Source organism: Methylobacterium sp. NMS14P (assembly GCF_028583545.1).
Classification (GTDB): Bacteria; Pseudomonadota; Alphaproteobacteria; order Rhizobiales; family Beijerinckiaceae; genus Methylobacterium.
The window spans coordinates 1,536,783-1,553,918 of sequence record NZ_CP087106.1 but is presented as its reverse complement, the minus strand read 5'-3'; the positions used below and the strand labels follow the sequence as shown (position 1 = coordinate 1,553,918).

At 75.8% G+C, this 17,136-nt stretch carries 9 protein-coding genes; 6 read left to right on the top strand and 3 right to left on the bottom strand.

Annotation, left to right across the window (positions count from 1 at the left end):
• Positions 1 to 4 precede the first annotated feature (4 nt).
• A complete protein-coding gene (locus tag LOK46_RS07285; protein WP_273563159.1) occupies positions 5 to 3,244 on the top strand; it encodes an efflux RND transporter permease subunit in 3,240 nt (1,079 codons plus the stop codon).
• A gap of 20 nt (positions 3,245 to 3,264) precedes the next feature.
• Here the strand turns inward: LOK46_RS07285 and LOK46_RS07280 are convergent, their stop codons facing one another.
• From LOK46_RS07280 to LOK46_RS07270, 3 genes are all read right to left on the bottom strand, one after another.
• The gene (locus LOK46_RS07280; RefSeq protein ID WP_273563158.1) at positions 3,265 to 3,408 is read right to left on the bottom strand and encodes a hypothetical protein; all 144 of its coding nucleotides are present in this window, start codon (positions 3,406 to 3,408) and stop codon (positions 3,265 to 3,267) included.
• A 111-nt stretch (positions 3,409 to 3,519) separates the two neighbouring features.
• Complete coding sequence (locus LOK46_RS07275) at positions 3,520 to 3,732, bottom strand: TOBE domain-containing protein (RefSeq protein WP_020095100.1); 213 nt, start codon at positions 3,730 to 3,732, stop codon at positions 3,520 to 3,522.
• Positions 3,733 to 3,873: 141 nt separating this feature from the next.
• Positions 3,874 to 4,170, bottom strand: a complete 297-nt coding sequence (locus tag LOK46_RS07270; protein ID WP_273563157.1) for a hypothetical protein — start codon at positions 4,168 to 4,170, stop codon at positions 3,874 to 3,876.
• A gap of 645 nt (positions 4,171 to 4,815) precedes the next feature.
• Between LOK46_RS07270 and LOK46_RS07265 the strand changes: the two genes are divergently transcribed.
• Genes LOK46_RS07265 through LOK46_RS07245 form a run of 5 tightly spaced genes read left to right on the top strand, consistent with a single transcriptional unit; the run spans position 4,816 to position 17,135 of the window.
• A complete protein-coding gene (locus LOK46_RS07265; protein ID WP_273563156.1) occupies positions 4,816 to 5,925 on the top strand; it encodes an ATP-binding protein in 1,110 nt (369 codons plus the stop codon).
• Positions 5,922 to 8,222: a DUF5682 family protein gene (locus LOK46_RS07260; protein WP_273563155.1), complete on the top strand. Its 2,301-nt coding sequence runs from the start codon at positions 5,922 to 5,924 to the stop codon at positions 8,220 to 8,222. Before LOK46_RS07265 ends, LOK46_RS07260 begins: the two co-directional genes overlap by 4 nt.
• Before the next feature lie 47 nt (positions 8,223 to 8,269).
• Positions 8,270 to 12,124: a WGR and DUF4132 domain-containing protein gene (locus LOK46_RS07255; protein WP_273563154.1), complete on the top strand. Its 3,855-nt coding sequence runs from the start codon at positions 8,270 to 8,272 to the stop codon at positions 12,122 to 12,124.
• A gap of 14 nt (positions 12,125 to 12,138) precedes the next feature.
• On the top strand, positions 12,139 to 16,008 hold the full coding sequence (locus tag LOK46_RS07250; RefSeq protein ID WP_273563153.1) for a DUF4132 domain-containing protein: 3,870 nt from the start codon (positions 12,139 to 12,141) through the stop codon (positions 16,006 to 16,008).
• Positions 16,005 to 17,135, top strand: coding sequence for a VWA domain-containing protein (locus LOK46_RS07245; protein WP_273563152.1), 1,131 nt, complete (start codon positions 16,005 to 16,007; stop codon positions 17,133 to 17,135). The genes LOK46_RS07250 and LOK46_RS07245 overlap by 4 nt, the downstream gene beginning before the upstream one ends.
• Position 17,136: the final 1 nt, after the last annotated feature.

Genomic DNA, 17,136 nt, shown 5'->3' with positions numbered 1-17,136 from the left:
GACGATGATCAGCCGCATCCTCGCCGTCTCGGTCCGCCAGCGCTGGCTGGTGCTGCTCCTCGTGCTGCTGGCATCTAGCTTCGGCGCCGCCGCGCTCACGCGGCTGCCCATCGACGCGGTGCCCGACATCACCAACAACCAGGTCCAGATCAACACCCTGGCCCCGTCCCTGTCGCCGGCCGACGTCGAGCGGCAGGTCACCTACCCGGTCGAGACGGCGCTCGCCGGCATCAAGGGCCTCGAGTACACCCGCTCGCTCTCGCGCAACGGCTTCTCGCAGATCACCGCGGTCTTCGCCGAGTCCCTCGACATCTACTTCGCCCGCCAACAGGTCGCCGAGCGCATCGCCCAGGTGCGGGAGGACCTGCCGTCGGGGGTCGAGCCGCGGATGGGCCCGATCTCCACGGGCCTCGGCGAGATCTACATGTGGTCGGTCCAGTACGCGCCGCTGCCTGAGCGCGCGACCGTGCCGGCGGGCCGGCCGGGCTGGCAGCCGGACGGGAGCTACCGGACCCCGGAGGGGCAGGTGCTCAGGACGGAGCTGGAGCAGGTCGCCTACCTGCGCACGGTGCAGGACTGGATCGTACGGCCGCAGATCAAGTCGGTCCCGGGCGTCGCCGGCGTCGACGGGATCGGCGGCTTCGAGAAGCAGTACCACGTCCAGCCGGACCCCACGAAGCTGACCGCCCTCGACCTGTCCTTCGCGGACGTCGCCCGGGCGCTCCAGGCCAACAACGCCAACCAGGGCGCCCGCTACCTGGAGGATAACGGCGAGAGCTACGTGGTCCGCGCCGCCGGCCGCCTGGAGGGCCCGGAGGCGATCGCCGACGTCGTGGTGGCGAGCCGCGGCGGCGTGCCGGTTCGGATCCGCGACGTCGCCACGGTGCGGATCGGGCGCGACCTGCGCACCGGCTCGGCGAGCGAGAACGGGCAGGAGAGCGTCATCGGCACCGCCCTGATGCGGATCGGCGAGAACAGCCGCACGGTGGCGGCCGCCGTCGACGCCCGCATGGACCAGATCCGGCGCGCCCTGCCCCCCGGCGTCGTCGTCCAGACCGTCCTCGACCGGACGCAGCTCGTCGAGGCCACGATCCGCACGGTCGGCAGGAACCTCGCCGAGGGCGCGGCCCTCGTGATCGTCGTGCTGTTCCTGCTGCTCGGCAACATCCGGGCGGCGCTGATCGCCGCGCTGGTCATCCCGGTCGCCATGCTGATGACCGTGACCGGCATGGTCGAGGGGAAGATCTCGGCGAACCTGATGAGCCTCGGGGCTCTGGATTTCGGGCTCATCGTCGACGGGGCGGTGATCATCACCGAGAACGCGCTCCGCCACCTCGCCGAGCGGCAGCACGCTCTCGGGCGGCCGCTCGTGCTGGAGGAGCGCCTGGAGACGGTGCGGGACTCGGCCGAGGAGATGATCAAGCCGTCCCTCTACGGGCAGGCGATCATCATCCTGGTCTACGTCCCGCTCCTGACCTTCACGGGGGTCGAGGGCAAGATGTTCCAGCCGATGGCGCTGACCGTCATCCTCGCCCTGGCGGCGGCCTTCGTGCTGTCGCTGACCTTCGTGCCGGCCCTGATCGCCATCGCCGTCACCGGCCGGGTCACCGAGGCGGAGAACCCCCTCGTCCGGGGCCTGAAGGCGCTCTACCGGCCCGTCCTCGCCGCGGCGATCCGGACGCCGGCCCCGTTCGTCGGGGCGGCGCTGCTCCTCCTCGCGGGCGCCGGGCTGCTCGCCACCCGGCTCGGGACCGAGTTCATCCCGCAGCTCGACGAGAAGAGCATCGCCCTCAACGCCACGCGGATCCCGTCCACCTCCCTCACCCAGTCGCAGGCGATGCAGCTCAAGGTGGAGCGGGCGATCGCCAAGTTCCCGCAGGTCGCCTACGTGTTCTCGAAGACCGGCACCGCCGAGGTCGCCACCGACCCGATGCCGCCGAACTCCTCCGACACGTTCGTGATGCTCAAGCCGCAGGCCGAGTGGCCCGACCCGGGCCTGTCGAAGGCCGAACTGCAGGAGCAGATCGAGGCGGCCCTGGGCGAGCTCGCCGGCAATACGTACGAGTTCTCCCAGCCGATCCAGCTGCGCTTCAACGAGCTGCTCGCCGGGACGCGGGGCGACCTCGCCGTGAAGGTGTTCGGCGACGCCTTCGAGCCGATGCTGGAGACCGCCAACCGGATCGCCGCGATCCTGCGCGGGATCCCGGGCGCCGACGACGTGAAGGTCGAGCAGATCGCCGGCCTGCCGGTCTTCGAGATCAGGATCGACCGGACCGAGGCGGCCCGGCTCGGCCTCAGCACCGGCGCGATCCAGGACGTGATCGGCGCCGCCATGGGCGGCCGGGACGCCGGGGTCGTGTTCGAGGGCGACCGGCGCGTGCCGATCGTCGTGCGCCTGACCGACCAGGTCCGCGAGGACCGGGAGGCCCTGGAGAACCTGCCGGTCCCCCTCCCCCCGGGCGCGAACGGCCGGGCCGCCTCCGTGCTCCTGCGGCAGGTGGCGCAGTTCTCGGTGAGCGAGGGGCCGAACCAGATCAGCCGCGAGAACGGCCGGCGCCGGGTCGTGGTCACCGCCAACGTTCGCGGGCGCGACATCGGCTCGCTGGTGGCGGAGGCGCAGGCCAAGGTCGCCGCGCAGGTGACCCTGCCGGCGGGCTCGTACGTCACCTGGGGCGGCCAGTTCGAGAACCTCGCCTCGGCTCAGGCGCGGCTCACCGTGGTGGTGCCGGTCTGCTTCTTCCTGATCTTCCTGCTGCTCACCTCGGCGCTCGGCGGCGCGCGGGACGCGCTCCTGGTGTTCAGCGCCGTGCCGCTGGCGCTCACCGGCGGCATCGCGGCCCTGTGGCTGCGGGGGATGCCGCTCTCGGTGCCGGCCGCGGTCGGGTTCATCGCGCTCTCGGGGGTCGCGGTGCTCAACGGCCTGGTGATGCTGACCTTCATCAAGCAGCTCGTCGCCGAGGGGCGGCCGCTGCGGGCGGCGATCCGCGAGGGCGCCCTCACCCGGCTGCGGCCGGTGGCGATGACCGCGCTGGTCGCCTCCCTGGGCTTCGTGCCGATGGCGCTCGCCACCGGCACCGGGGCCGAGGTGCAGCGGCCGCTGGCCACGGTGGTGATCGGCGGCCTGATCAGCGCGACCCTGCTGACCCTGGTGGTGCTGCCGGCGCTCTACGCGCGGTTCGGGCGCGCCGGTCCGGTCGACCGCGGCGCGCTCGCGGCCGGACCGGCGGCGGACCGTGCGGCCTGACGGCGCCCGCGCGGCGGCCGTCAGGCGGGGAGGATGTGCAGCATCCCGCCGACCATCCCGAGGGCGCCGATGCCGATCAGCCCCGCGGCGATGTAGAGCCGCATCCGGCTCTCGTCGGCGGTCGACGGCGGCTGGGGGTCTTCGGGCAGGTCGAACCAATCCATCGGGTGAGCGCAGCCGGTCGGGTGGGCGGGAGGCGCCGCCCTAGGCCAGCCCGATGACGACGGCATGACGATGGGGTGACGATGGGGGGATGGCCGCCCCGCGTCCGGCCGCTACGGCTTCACCAGCAGCACGTTCACCGCCTTGGCGAGCACGTGGACGGTGTCGCCCTCCTTGAGGCCCAGCTCCTCCAGCGAGTCGACCGTCATGACCGAGGCCATGCGGTAGGCGGTGCCGACCAGCTCCACCTCGACCTGGGCCATCACATCCCCGCGCTTGATCGCCGTCACCGTGGCGGGGATGTCGTTGCGCGCGCCGTGTTTCATGGGGCCTTCCGCGTTGCGCAGCCGGTTCGGCCGCCGTCCAGGCCTATCGCGGCCGGGCCCCCGGTATCAATCGCGACGCCGGCGCCCCGGCCGGGAGACCGCCGGGTGACCGCCGTGTTAGCGGCCCGGGGCAGGGCCCAGTCAGCGACGGCCCGAGGCTCCGGCCGAGCCGCCATCGCTGCCGCCCGGCTGGAAGCCGGCCGCGTTCGGCGGACCCTTCATCCGGCCATCCTGCTTCGGCATCTCCGAGCCCGGAGATCCGGTCGTCGTGCCCGTCGTCTCGCCCTTGCCCATCTCGCCCTTGCCCATCTCGCCCTTGCCCGTGTAGCCGGCCGCGTTGGGCGAGCCTTGCATGCGTGGGCCGGTATTCTCCGCGGCCGTGGCGGCCGCGCCCGTTGCCAGGAGGCCGGCGACGGTCAGGCTGATCAACGTCTTCATGTGCGAATCCTCGAACGTTTCCCCAGGCCGCCTCTCCGGGCGTATCGGGGCAACGCGGCCGGCCCGATCCCGTTCACAGGCCCGGGATCGGGTCGGCGCGGGCGCCGGAGTTGCGGAACAATACTTGCTGCGCTGCGATAATTCTGCATCGAAGAAGGCGCGGGCGCGCATTTCGGTGACGATGTATTGATTTATGTTCGCGTTATCGCGGGCGTGCACAATTGCAATCCGCGCCAGAATCTGTTTGAATATTGGTGTGCGTTGCATTTCATCGCGGTGACTGAATTCGCTCGCGGCCTATCGGGCTCCGCGAGGAGGTCGAACATGTACGCTTTGGCCAAGACCAGAGAGAGAACCGATTGGGAGCTGGTCGTCGTCTTCGGCAGCTGGATCGTCTTCGAAGTCGCGATCCTGACGCTGTGCTTGGTGTCGATGTAGGCTTTCTTCGGGACGACGCTCTGTCCGGATCGTCCGCCGGATCGCCCGGGACCGCGCGGGCCGGCTGATGCCCGCGCCGGACCGCCGATGCTTGGCGACGGGCTCGCCGACGCGCGGAAACGCTTGAGAGACCCGCGCGTGCCGGGGCATGCTCTGCCGATCGCAGGATAGGCCGACAGAGTCGGCGCGACGGCAGGGGACGGGTGCATGGCGAAGGCGGTGCGGGCAGGCGGCGATCGCGAGGCGCGTCAGAGACCCCCGGCCGAGGACGTTTACGCGGCGGAGCTCGCCCGCCTGCGCGCCGAGGATACGGCGCCGCGGCCGCCCGGCTGGCAGCTCTCGCTCCAGGCCGTCCGGCGCTTCATCTGCGGCGACGGCGCGACCCCCGCCAAGGTCGTCTGCGCCCCGGCGCTGGTGGAGCGGGCCATGGTCACCCTGGCGACCTCCCGCGCCCTCCTGCTGATCGGCGAGCCCGGGACCGCCAAGAGCCTGCTCTCGGAACTCCTCGCGGCGGCGATCAGCGGGCGCTCGACCCTGACGATCCAGGGCGGCGCGTCGCTGACCGAGGACCAGATCCGCTACGGCTGGAACTACGCGCTGCTCGTCGCCGAGGGACCGAGCCCGCGCGCCCTGGTGCCGGGCGCCCTCCATACCGGCCTCAGCGAGGGGCGGATCGTCCGCTTCGAGGAGCTGACCCGCTGCCCGCTGGAGGTGCAGGACAGCCTGCTCTCGGTCCTGTCCGACCGGGTGCTCGCCGTGCCCGAACTCACCGGCGCGGACGGGATGGTCTACGCCCGGGAGGGCTTCAACCTGATCGCCACGGCCAACACCCGCGACCGGGGCGTCAACGAGATGTCGGCAGCCCTCAAGCGCCGGTTCGGCTTCGAGACCGTGTTCCCGATCGCCGATCTCGAGGCCGAGCTCGCCCTGGTGCAGCGCGAGGCCACGGCCCTGCTGGCCCGCTCCGGCGTGCCCCGCGGCCCGGATCCGGAGGTGCTCGAGCTCCTCGTGACCTGCTTCCGGGAGCTGCGCGAGGCCGTGGACACCGAGGGCACCGGCATGGAGCGGCTCTCGTCCGTGATGAGCACCGCGGAGGCGGTCAGCGTCGCCCACGCCATCGGGGTGAAGGGCCATTTCCTGCGGGGCGATGCCGGCCAGCCGGAGGACATCGTCGCCTGCCTCGCCGGCACCGCCGCCAAGGACGACGCCGAGGACCTCGCCCGCCTGCGCCGCTACCTCGACCAGCGCGTCAGCCGCCGCTCCGGCGCGGCGTGGCGCGAGTTCTACGCGGCGCGGCACCTCCTCACCCCGCAATGAGCGGTCCCGCGCCGGATCCCGGCCGCCTGACCGTCATCGGCGTGCGCCACCATTCCCCGGCCTGCGCCGGGCTCGTCCGGCGGACGATCACGGCGCTGCGGCCGGCCTGCGTGCTGATCGAGGGGCCGGTCGACTTCAACCCGCACCTGCCCGACCTCGCCCTCGGCCACGACCTGCCGGTGGCGATCTTCTCGTTCCGGGCCGACGCGGCGGGCAGCGCCGCCTCCTACACGCCGTTCTGCGCCTTCTCGCCGGAATGGCAGGCCCTGGAGGCGGGCCGGGCGGTCGGTGCCGAGACGCTGTTCTGCGACCTGCCGGCCTGGGATCCGGCCTTCGGGCGCCGCGCCAACCGCTACGCCGACCCGCACGGGGCCCGCGCCGAGGCGGCCGAGCGGGCGCTCGCCGCCGCCCTCGGCGTCGCCGACCAGGACGCCCTCTGGGACGTCCTCGCCGAAGCGGCGCCCGAGGCGGAGCTGCCCGCCCGGCTCGACCGCTACTTCGCCCTGCTGCGCCCGCCCGGCACGGACGATCCCGCCGAGGAGGCCCGCGAGCGCTTCATGGGCGCCTACGCGGCCCACGCCCTGCGGGCGGCCGGCGACCGGCCGGTCGTCCTCGTCTGCGGCGGCTGGCACGCGGACGCCGTCCGGCGCCACGCCGCGGGGGCGGACGGGACCCGGCCCGAGCCGGCGCCGCCGGAGCCGGACCTGCGCACCGGCAGCTACGTGGTGCCCTACGCCTATCCCCGGCTCGACCGGTTCTCGGGCTACGCGGCCGGCATGCCGGCGCCGGGCTACTACGAGCGCGTGGCCGAGTCGGGCCTCGCTCCCGCGGCCGACTGGGCGATGACGGCGATCACCGCGGCCCTGCGCGAGGCCGGGCAGGTCGTCTCCACCGCCGACCGCGTCGCCTGGCGGGTCCACGCCGAGGCCCTCGCCCGGCTGCGCGCCCATCCGGCGATTCTGCGCGCCGACCTGATCGACGCGGCCCTCGCCGCCCTGGTGAAGGACGCCCTCGACAGCCCGCCGGCCTGGGCGGCCGGCGCCGCCGCGCCCGGCCACCCCGCGCTCGCCGCGATGCTGCGGGCGCTCACCGGCCCGCGCGAGGGACGCCTCGCCTCCGGCACCCGGCAGCCGCCCCTCGTGGCCGACGTCGCCGAGCGCCTGCGCGCCGCCGACCTGGAGCCCGGGCCGGCGCGACGCCATGTCGACCTCGACTGGGCCGCGCCGGGCGACCGGGCGCGGGCGCACCTGCTGCACCGGCTGGTGCTACTCGGGCTGCCGGGGATCGCCCGCGAGGGCCCGGACCGGGCCGAGCCCGGCCTGCCGCGGGAGCGCTTCACGCTCGTGCGCCACCCGCACTGGCTCGGCGCCCTGATCGAGGCCTCGCTCTGGGGCGGGACCCTGGAGATGGCCGCGTCCGCCCGGATCACCGCCCGGGTCGAGGCGGCGCCCGATTCCCTCGGAATCCTCACCGGCGCCCTGTCCGACGCGCTGTTCGCCGGCCTCACCCTGGAGGGCGAGCTGCTCGCCCGCCTGAGCGCGGGCATCGCGGCGGCGCACGACGCCGCCGCCCTCGGCGCCGCCGGGGCCGGGATCGTGCGGCTGTACCGGTTCGGCGACGCCTTCGCGCCGGCGCGGCCGGCCCTCGCCCGCCTCTGCGCCGTCCTGGCGGCCCGGGCGCTGTTCGTCGTCGAGGCCGTCCGGGACCCGCGCGCGGGGCTCGGCGCCGTCCCGCTGGTCCTCGCCTGCCGCGACCTGTTCCGCGAGGTCGGCGCGGAGATTCCGGGCCTCGATGACCTGCGCGCGCCGTTCTCCGCCATGCTCGGCCGCCGCCTCGCCGATCCGGAGACGCCGCCGGCCCTCGCGGGGGCGGCGCTCGGCTTCCGGGTCGCCTGCGGCGCGGCCGGATCGGACCCGGAGGCCGCCCTGGCCTGGCTGCGCCGCTTCGGCCTGCCCACGACGCTCGGCGACTTCCTCGCCGGCCTGTTCGCCCTCGCCCGCGAGGAGATCGCCGCCGACGCGACCCTCGCCGTCGTCGAGGGGCTGGTGGCCGCTTGGGGCGACGCGGATTTCCTGCGGGCGCTGCCGTCGCTCCGGATGGCCTTCGCGTGGTTCCCGCCCCGGGAGCGCGAGCGCATCGCCGTCGCGATCCTGCGCCGGAGCGGCCTCGGCGAGGCCCGGGCCGAGGTCGAGGCCCTGGCCTGGATGCGCCAGCGCGCCCGCCCGGCCGATCAGGCCGAGGCCCTGGCCCGCGAGGCGCGGGTCGCGGCGCGGCTCGCCCGCTACGGGTTGACCTGAGCCGCGACAAGGAAAATTTTACCGCCGCGCCACCGGGAGAGGACTGCATGCAGCGTTACGAGCTGACGGCGGGATCATCGGCGAAGTTCTGGGAGGCCGGAACCGAGGACAGCGTTCTCATCGTGAGATTCGGCCGGATCGGCACGCAGGGGCAGTCCAAGACCAAGCAGTTCCCGAGCGCGCAGGCGGCTCAGGCCGAGCGCGACCGGCTGGTGCGGGAGAAGACCGGCAAGGGCTATCGCCCGGCCGGCGACCCGGCGCCCGCCGAGCCGGATCCGGCCTCCGGTATCGAGGCGACGGCCCGGGCCGCCGATGCGCGGGGCGCCGATCCGGAGTCCGCCGAGGCCCCGCCCGCCCCCGCCGCCAGTGCGGAGGCGCCCCGCGTCCCGATCTTCACCGGCACGCCCCTGCCCACGCGCGGCCGTCCCGGCGCGCCCCTCGACGCCGCGGCCGACTGGGCCGCCTTCGCGGCGCGGATCCGCCCGCTGCTGGCGGACGCCCCGGACGAGGCGCGCGCGCAGGCCGAGGCCCTCGCCGCCCGGCTCGACGGCGCGCCGCCGGCCCTCGACCCGGACGAGGTCCGCGCCTGGCTGGAGCGGATCGAGGCTGCCTGCCCGGCGCTGAGCCAGCGCCCCTGGGGCGCCAAGCCCGGACCGCAGGGGCCGGCGGCCCGGGCGGCGTTCACGCATCTCGCCCGCTGGCTCGTGGCCCGCTCCGGCACCGGGGGGACGCTCGTGGCCCTGTTCGACCGGCTGCGGCCCCGCCCCTCCGGCCGCTACGGCTCCCTGCCGGTCTCGGCCTGGGACCTCCCCACCGCGTGCGGCGTCCGCGCCGCCCTGACCTCCGCTCCCGAGGCGGCGTACGCGGAGGCCTTGGAGGCGGCCCTCCGGCTCGCCGCGGCGGAGCCGGAGCCCACCCTCGCCCGCTGGCTCGCGGCGGTCTTCGCGGACGACCGGCCCGGCGCCGACCACGCCCTCTCCGCCGGCGCGGTGCTGGCGCGCTGCGACCCGCCGGATCCTAAGGCCTACGGCACGTCCCACGCGGCCCTGCCGCTGATCGTCGACCTGCCGCCCGCTCAGGCCGCGCCCTGGTACGCCGCGCCGTATCACCGGGCGACGCTGGCGACCTGCGATGTCGGGGCCGAGGAGGCCGCCGCGACGGTGATCGCCGTCGCCGACGCGGCCGGCGAGCCGGCCACCCCCGGCCTCGTCTGGCTCCTGGAGGGGGCGGTCGGCCCCGAGCGCACGATCGTCGCCCGGGCCCTGCTGGAGACCCGCGCCGCCGACGCCCTCGACGCGCTCCTGCCCTTCGTGGGCACCAAGCTGGTCCGCGACGCCCTCGACGCCGCCGACGCGGCCTTCCCCGACTGGATGCTGCGGTCCTATCTCGGCGCGCTCCACGGCAAGGGGGAGCCCGCCTACGGCCCCCGGGCCGTGACGCTCGCCGCGCGCCACGGGCACGCGGTCGCCCGCGCCTGGGCGGCGGCCGACGGGGCCCGGGGCGCGGGGCGCCTGGACCGGCTGCTCGCCCCCGGCAGCGCGCCGCGGGCGGCGCCGGAGGCCCTGCCGCCCGTGCTCCGGGACCCGCCCTGGCGGCGGCGCGGGGCCGCGCGCGCCCGGTCGGAACGGGCGGTGGCGCCGATCCCGACGCCCTTCGCGCACGGCTTCGACCCCGACGAGGCCCTCGACCGCAGCACCTTCTACTTCGAGGCCGGGACGCTGGTGGAGTCCATGACGGACCTCGCGGCGCGGATCCGCGCCACCGAGGCGGAGGCCCTCTACGACATGCCGATCCCGCCGCCGGCCGAGCCAGTGCCCGCCGCCGACGCGGATCCGGCCACCGCCCTGGCCTGGCTCGACCGCCGGCTCGACCTGGATCGCGACGCGTTCACCGGCTTCTTCTACTTCAACTACGGGCCCTGGTTCCGGATGGTCGGGTGGCAGCCCGAACCCCTGGCGCTGATGCTGTGGGAGAAGACCGGGCCGCAGCGCGCCCACTACGTCGCGTGGCGGCGCACCATCGCGGTGATGCTGTCGCGCTTCGGCGCGCGGGCCGTGCCCGGCCTCGTCCGCCTCGTCGCGGCGGATCCGGCGCAGCTCCTGCCGGAGGTCGAGCCGGTGGACGCCGCCGACCTCGCCCCGGTCGCCGCCCGGGCCTTCCACCGCACCCGCAAGCTCCGGCCGGCCGCGGCGGCGTGGCTGCGCGCCCATCCCCGCACCGCCGCGCTGCGGCTCCTGCCCGAGACCCTCGGGCCCGCCGGCCCGGACCGCGACGCGGCCGACGCGGCCCTGCGCTTCCTCGCCGCCGAGCCCGCGGGACGCGCCGCCCTCGACGGCGCCGTCGCGGCCTACGCGGAGCGGGATCCCGGCGTCCCCGGGGCGGTGGCCGCCGGCGTCGACAGCGACCCGCTGGAGCAGGTGCCGTCCAAGCCGCCGAAGCTCCCCGACTGGGTGGTCCCCGCCGCCCTGCCCCGCCCGGTCCTGCGGAGCGGGGGCGCCCTGCCCGACGCCGCCGTCGCCGCCCTGTGCGAGATGCTCGCCTTCTCGGACCCGCTCACGCCCTACGCGGGCGTCGCGCAGGTCCGCGCCGCCTGCACGCCGGAGAGCCTCGACGCCTTCGCGGTCGCGCTGTTCCGGGCGTGGATCGCGGCCGGCGCGAAGGCGACGGGGGAGTGGGCCCTGCAGGCGCTCGCCCTGATCGGCGGCGACCACGCCGCCCGCGACCTCACCCGGCAGATCCGCGCCTGGGGGCAGGCCGGCCTGAAGCCCCGCGGCCGGGCCGGCATCGCCGTGCTCGCCGGGATCGGCACCGACGTGGCGCTGATGAACCTCAGCGCCATCGCCGAGAAGAGCCCGCTGCTGCAACTGCGCGAGGCCGCCCGCGCCGCCATCGTCGACGCCGCCGAGGCTCGCGGCCTCGACGAGGTCGACCTCGCCGACCGGCTCTCCCCCGATCTCGGCCTCGACGCGCGCGGCGGGCTCGACCTGTCCTTCGGGGAGCGCCGGTTCCGGGTCGGCTTCGACGAGACCCTGAAGCCCGTCCTGCGCGACGCCGAGGGCCGGCGGCTCGCCGCCCTGCCCCGCCCGACCAAGGCGGACGATCTCGAATCCGCCAGGGCGGCGTCCCGGCACTGGGCGGCCCTGCGCAAGGACGCGGAGGCCGCGGCCGGCCTGCAGGTCACCCGGCTCGAGGCCATGCTGGCGTCCCAGCGCCGCGTCGCCCCCGGGGTGTTCTGGCCGTTCTTCGCCGCCCACCCGCTGATCCGCCACCTCGCCGGGCGGCTCGTCTGGGGCCTCTACCCGGACGCCGCGCCCGCGACGCCGCCGGCGCGCGTCTTCCGCCTCGCGGAGGATCTCGCGCCGACCGACGCCGCGGACGACGCCCTCGCCCTCGACGTCGCGGCGGCCGAGGGCGTGGTCGGCCTCGTCCACCCCCTGCACCTCGACCCGGAGGCACGGGCCGCCTGGAGCGGCCTGTTCGCCGATTACGAGATCGCCCAGCCGTTCCCGCAGCTCGCCCGCGAGACCTTCGCGTTCACCGAGGCCGAGCGGGGCGCCGCCGAGACCCACCGCTTCGACGGGGTCCGGGTGGGCGGCCGCCGCCTGCGGGGGCTGCGGCCCCAGGGCTGGTCGACCGACACGGGGAGCGAGCACGTCCATGCGGTGCAGCGCCCGGTCGCGCTGCCCGACGGCACCCGCCTCGTCGCGGTCCTCCGATTCGAGGACGGGTTCTGGCACCGGCCCGGCCCGGAGGGCGACGGGATCCAGACGCTGCGGACCCTGACCCTGTCGGAGACCGGCTGGCGCGCCGCGGCGACCCACCGGTTCGGCGACCTCGACCCGGTGACCGCGAGCGAGGTCCTGCGGACGCCGAGCCTGCTCGCCGCCGCCGGCGACGCGTGAGAGGGAGACAGCCCATGGAACGCTACGAACTGGTCGAGGGCAGCGCGGCCAAGTTCTGGGAGGTCGGCGTCTCCGGCCCGACGCTCACCGTCCGGTTCGGGCGCCTCGGCACCCAGGGCCAGAGCAAGGACAAGACCTGCGCCGACGCGGCCGCGGCCGCGAAGGAGAAGGACAAGCTCGTCCGCGAGAAGACCGCCAAGGGCTACGTCCGCGCCGACGGAGCGGCTCCCGCCCCAGCCCAGGCCCCAGCCCGGAAGCCCGCTCCGGCACAGGCGACCGGGCCGGTCGGCGAGACAGTCGGCGAGACAGTCGGCGAGACAGCCGCGGATCCGGCCGCCGCCCCGCCGCCCGTCGAGCCCCCGCCGGCCGCCCCGGCGGAGCCCGTCCCGCCCCCCGCCCCGGCCGCGGTCTTCGAGGCGGAGCCGCTGCCGACCCGCCTGCGCCCCGGTCCGCGCCCGGACGCGGCGGAGGCCTGGCAGGCGATCGCGGCGCCGCTGGCGGCCGCGCTCGGCGATGCCGAGGCCGCGCGCCTCGCCGGAACGCCGCCGGACCGGGACGGCCTCGCCGCCTGGCTGGACGCGATCGTCGACGCCGCGGAGGCGCGCCGACAGGCGAACCCGTCTCGGGCCGCCACCGGCGACGCCGTCCTGCGGCGGGCGCTGGAGGCGGTCCTGCGCTACGCCGTGGTCCAGGGCGGCACGGAGGCCGTCGCCCGGCTGGCCGACCGGCGCCGCCCGACCCCGAAGACGCCGCGCGCCTACCAGCGCCTGTCCTGGGCCGAGCCGCTCCACCTCGCCCTGCGGGCCGCCCTCGTGCACGCCCCGGAGGCCGAGTACGACGCCGCGGTCGCGCTCCTGAACGCGCGGATCGCCGAGGACCACGACTGGTCGGCGGCCTGCGCCTTCGCGTTCATCCTGGCCGACGACCGGCCCGCCCCGCACCCGCTCCAGCCCCGCGCGGTCGTCGAGGCCGCCTCCGCCGGGATCGACGTGGCGGCCGACACGGTCTACCTGCCGCTCCTCGCCGACGCGGCGCCGGAGGCGGTCGCGGCCTGGCGCGCCAAGCGCAGCTACCACCTCTACTTCGTCTACTGCGCCCTCGACGCGGCCGAGGCGGCCGCGACCCTGCTGGCGGTGGCCCGCGCCGCCGGGCAGCCGGCCCTGCCGGCCCTCGACTGGCTGCTGCACTACGCCCTCGACGAGCAGCGCCGCACGGTCGCCCTGGCGATCCTGTCGACCGGGGAGGCCGGCGCGCTGCCGGTCCTGCTGCCCCATCTCCACGAGAAGCCCGTCGCGGCGGCCCTCGACGCGGCGCTGGAGGCCGATCCCGCCGCGATCCTGCCCCGCTGCCTCGCCGCCCTCGCGGGCGGCCGGTCCGAGCCCGCCCTGCGCGCCCGGGTGAACCGGGCGCTCGATGCCCACGGGATCGACCGGGTCCGCGGCTGGCTCGCGGCGTCGGGCGGGCGCGGGGCCGGCATCCTCGACGCCCTGGCGGAGGCCCGCGCGGTGTCCCTCGCGGAGCCCACCGCCTGGCCGCGGGTGCTGCGCGACCCGCCCTGGCGGGCCAAGGCCCGGACCCGGGACGACCTCGTCCTCGCCCTCGCGCCGCTGCCGACCCCGTTCGCGCACGCGGTGCCGGAGGTCGCCCCGAGCTACTGGCGGGCGCGGAACGCCGTGACCCTCGACGGCCCGGAGGCGCTGTCGGCCTTCGTGGCGGCCACCGAGCTTTCCCATCCGACGCAGGGCTGGAGCCGGATCCCGCCCCCGCTCACCGAGCCGCCGCGCGACGATCCGCCGGCCCTGATCGCCTGGGTCGCCGCGCGCGTCGCCCAGATCGACGAGGCCTGCCGCTACTGGGCGAACTCGCCCTATCGCCAGCTGGTCGGCAGCCTGGAGCGGCAGCCCGAGCCCCTGGCGCTCGCCCTCTGGGCCCAGTCGCGCGTCGTTGCGGGATGCTTCCACGTCTCGCAGTGGCCGGAGATCGTGTGGGCGATGCTGGCGCGGTTCGGCGAGCGGGCGATGCCGGGCCTCGTCGGGCTGGTCGAGGCCGATCCGGTCGGGCTCCTGCCGGCGGTCCTGGCGGTGGACGATGCCCGCCTCGCAGGGCCCGCCGCTCGCGCCCTCACGAAGCTCAAGAAGGCCCGCGAGCCGGCCCTGGCCTGGCTGCGCCGCCATCCCGAGACCGCCCTCACCCGACTCTTGCCCGACGCCGTGGGCCGGCCCGGGGCGCTGCGCGACGCCGGCGAGCACGCCCTGCGCGTGCTGGCGCAGGACCGGGCGGACGGCCGCGCCCTCATCGCTTCCGTGGCCGCGCGCTACGCGGACCAGGCACCGGACGTGACCGAGGCGGCCGCGCAGGTGCTCGACCGCGATCCCCTCGCCCGCGTCCCCGCCAAGGTCGGCAGGCCGCCCGCCTGGGTCGTGCCGTCCATGCTGACCCGGCCGCGTCTGCGGGACGGGACTGCCCTGCCGGACGCGGCGATCCTGACCCTCTGCGAGATGCTGTCCTTCACCAACCCGGACGCCGTCTACGCCGGCGTGCCGATGGTCCGCGAGGCCTGCACCGAGGCGAGCCTCGCGGCCTTCGCGTGGGACCTGTTCTCCGCCTGGATCGCCGCCGGGACGCCCTCCAAGGACGGCTGGGCCCTGCGCGCGCTGGGCTGGTTCGGCACCGACGCCACGGCCCGCGACCTGACCCGCCTGATCCGCCGCTGGCCCGGCGAGGCCGCCCACGCCCGCGCGGTCACCGGCCTCGACGTGCTGGTCGACATCGGCACCGACGTCGCGCTGATGAACCTCAACGGCATCGCCGAGAAGCTGAAGTTCAAGGGGCTCCAGGAGAAGGCCCGGCAGAAGATCGCCCAGCTCGCCGAGGCCCGCGGCCTCACCCCCGAGGAGCTGGCCGACCGCCTCGCCCCCGACCTCGACCTCGACGAGCGCGGCGGCCTCGACCTCGATTTCGGCCCCCGCGGGTTCCGGGTCGGGTTCGACGAGACCCTGAAGCCCTGGGTCCGGGACGCCGCCGGCCAGAGGCTCAAGGACCTGCCCAAGCCCGCCAAGGCCGACGAGGCCGGGAAGGCCGCGGCGGCGGTGGCCCGCTGGGGTGCCCTGAAGAAGGACGCGCGGGCCGTGGCGAGCCTGCAGGTGGCCCGCCTGGAGGCGATGCTCGCCGGCGCCCGCCGGGTCCAGCCGACGGTGTTCGGCCCCTGCTTCGCCGCGCACCCGCTCGTGCGCCACCTCGCCCAGCGCCTCGTCTGGGCCACCTTCGCGGATGCCGACCCGCGGACCGGCCCGGGCCTGACCTTCCGGGTGGCCGAGGACCTGACCTTCACGGATGCCGACGACGCGCCGCTCGACCTCGACCTGACCGGGGCGGCCCCGGGCCTGATCGGCCTCGCCCATCCCCTGCAGCTCGACGCCGGGGCGCTGGCCGCCTGGGGGGCGCTGTTCGGCGACTACGAGATCGTCCAGCCCTTCCCGCAGCTCGCCCGCGAGACCTACGCGTTCACGGAGGCCGAGGCGGCCGCATCGACCACGAGCCGCTTCGCCGGGACCGTCGTGGAGGCCAACCGCCTGCGCGGCATGGCCGCCCGGGGCTGGCCCCTCGGGGCGCCCCAGGATGCCGGGGTGGTGTGGTGGATCGAGCGCGCCGTGACCTTCCCGGGCGCCGCCGCCGGCCAGGCGTCGCTGACTTTCTCGGAGGGCCTGTTCACCGGCGCGGTCGAGTTCGAGGACCGGGAGCAGACCCTCGGCGACCTGACCCTCGGCTCGCCCTGGAGCAGCCGGTCGGATCCGGGCCAGCGGACCTTCGGCGAGCTCGCGCCGGTCACGGCGAGCGAGCTCCTGCGGGGACCGAGCCTCCTCGCCGGGACGCGGCTGCGGTGAGCCTCGACCCGGTCACGCGCTGGCGGCTCATCCTCGGCGAGGCGGCGGACTCGGCCTGCGCGGGGGCCGGCTGCGCCCTGTCGGGGGAGGCGGCCGCCATGGATCAGACGCTCGACTGGCTCTACGGCCGCGACGCCGAGGGCGCGGCGCGGGGGGAGCGGCGCCAGGGCGGCCGCGAGGGCTCGACCCTGACGGTGCCGGGCTGGATCAACGCGGTCCACACGCTCTTCCCCCGCGAGACGATCGAGCGGCTGGAGCGCGACGCGATCGAGCTCTACGCCATCGACGACGTGGTCACGAATCCCGAGGTGCTGGCCCGGGTCGAGCCGAACGAGACGCTGCTGAAGGCGGTCCTGCGCACCAAGCACCTGATGGCGCCCGACGTGCTGGTGATGGCCCGCAAGCTCGTGCAGGAGGTGGTGCGGCAGCTGATGGAGCGGCTGGCCCGGGACCTCGCGGTGGCGTTCTCGGGGGTGCTCGACCGGCGGCGGCACACCCGCCTGCCCGGCGCCCGCGACCTCGACCTGAACCGGACGATCCGCGACAACCTGCGCCACTACGATCCCGAGAGCCGGCGGATCACGGTCGAGCGGCTGCACTTCTTCGCCCGGAACCGGCGCCAGATGCGGCCCTGGCAGGTGATCCTGCTCGTCGACCAGAGCGGGTCGATGCTCGATTCGGTGATCCACGCCTCGGTGATGGCCGCCTGCCTGTGGAAGCTCCCCGGCATCCGCACCCACCTCGTCGCCTTCGACACGGCGGTGGTCGACCTGACCCGCGACTGCGACGACGCCTGCGAGATGCTCATGAAGGTCCAGCTCGGCGGCGGCACCGATATCGGGGGCGCCGTGCGCTACGCGGCCGGGCTGATCACCGCACCGGAGCGGGCGATCGTGGTCCTGGTCTCCGACTTCTACGAGGGCGCGAGCGAGGCCGCGCTGGTCGAGCAGGTGCGGGCGCTCTCAGGCCAGCGGACCCGCGTGCTCGGCCTCGCGGCCCTCGATTCGGAGGCGCAGCCCGCCTACGACCGGGCGATGGCCCAGCGGCTCGTGGCGGCCGGCGCCGAGATCGGCGCGATGACGCCCGGCGAACTCGCCGGCTGGCTCGCCGCCGCGATCCGGGCCTGAA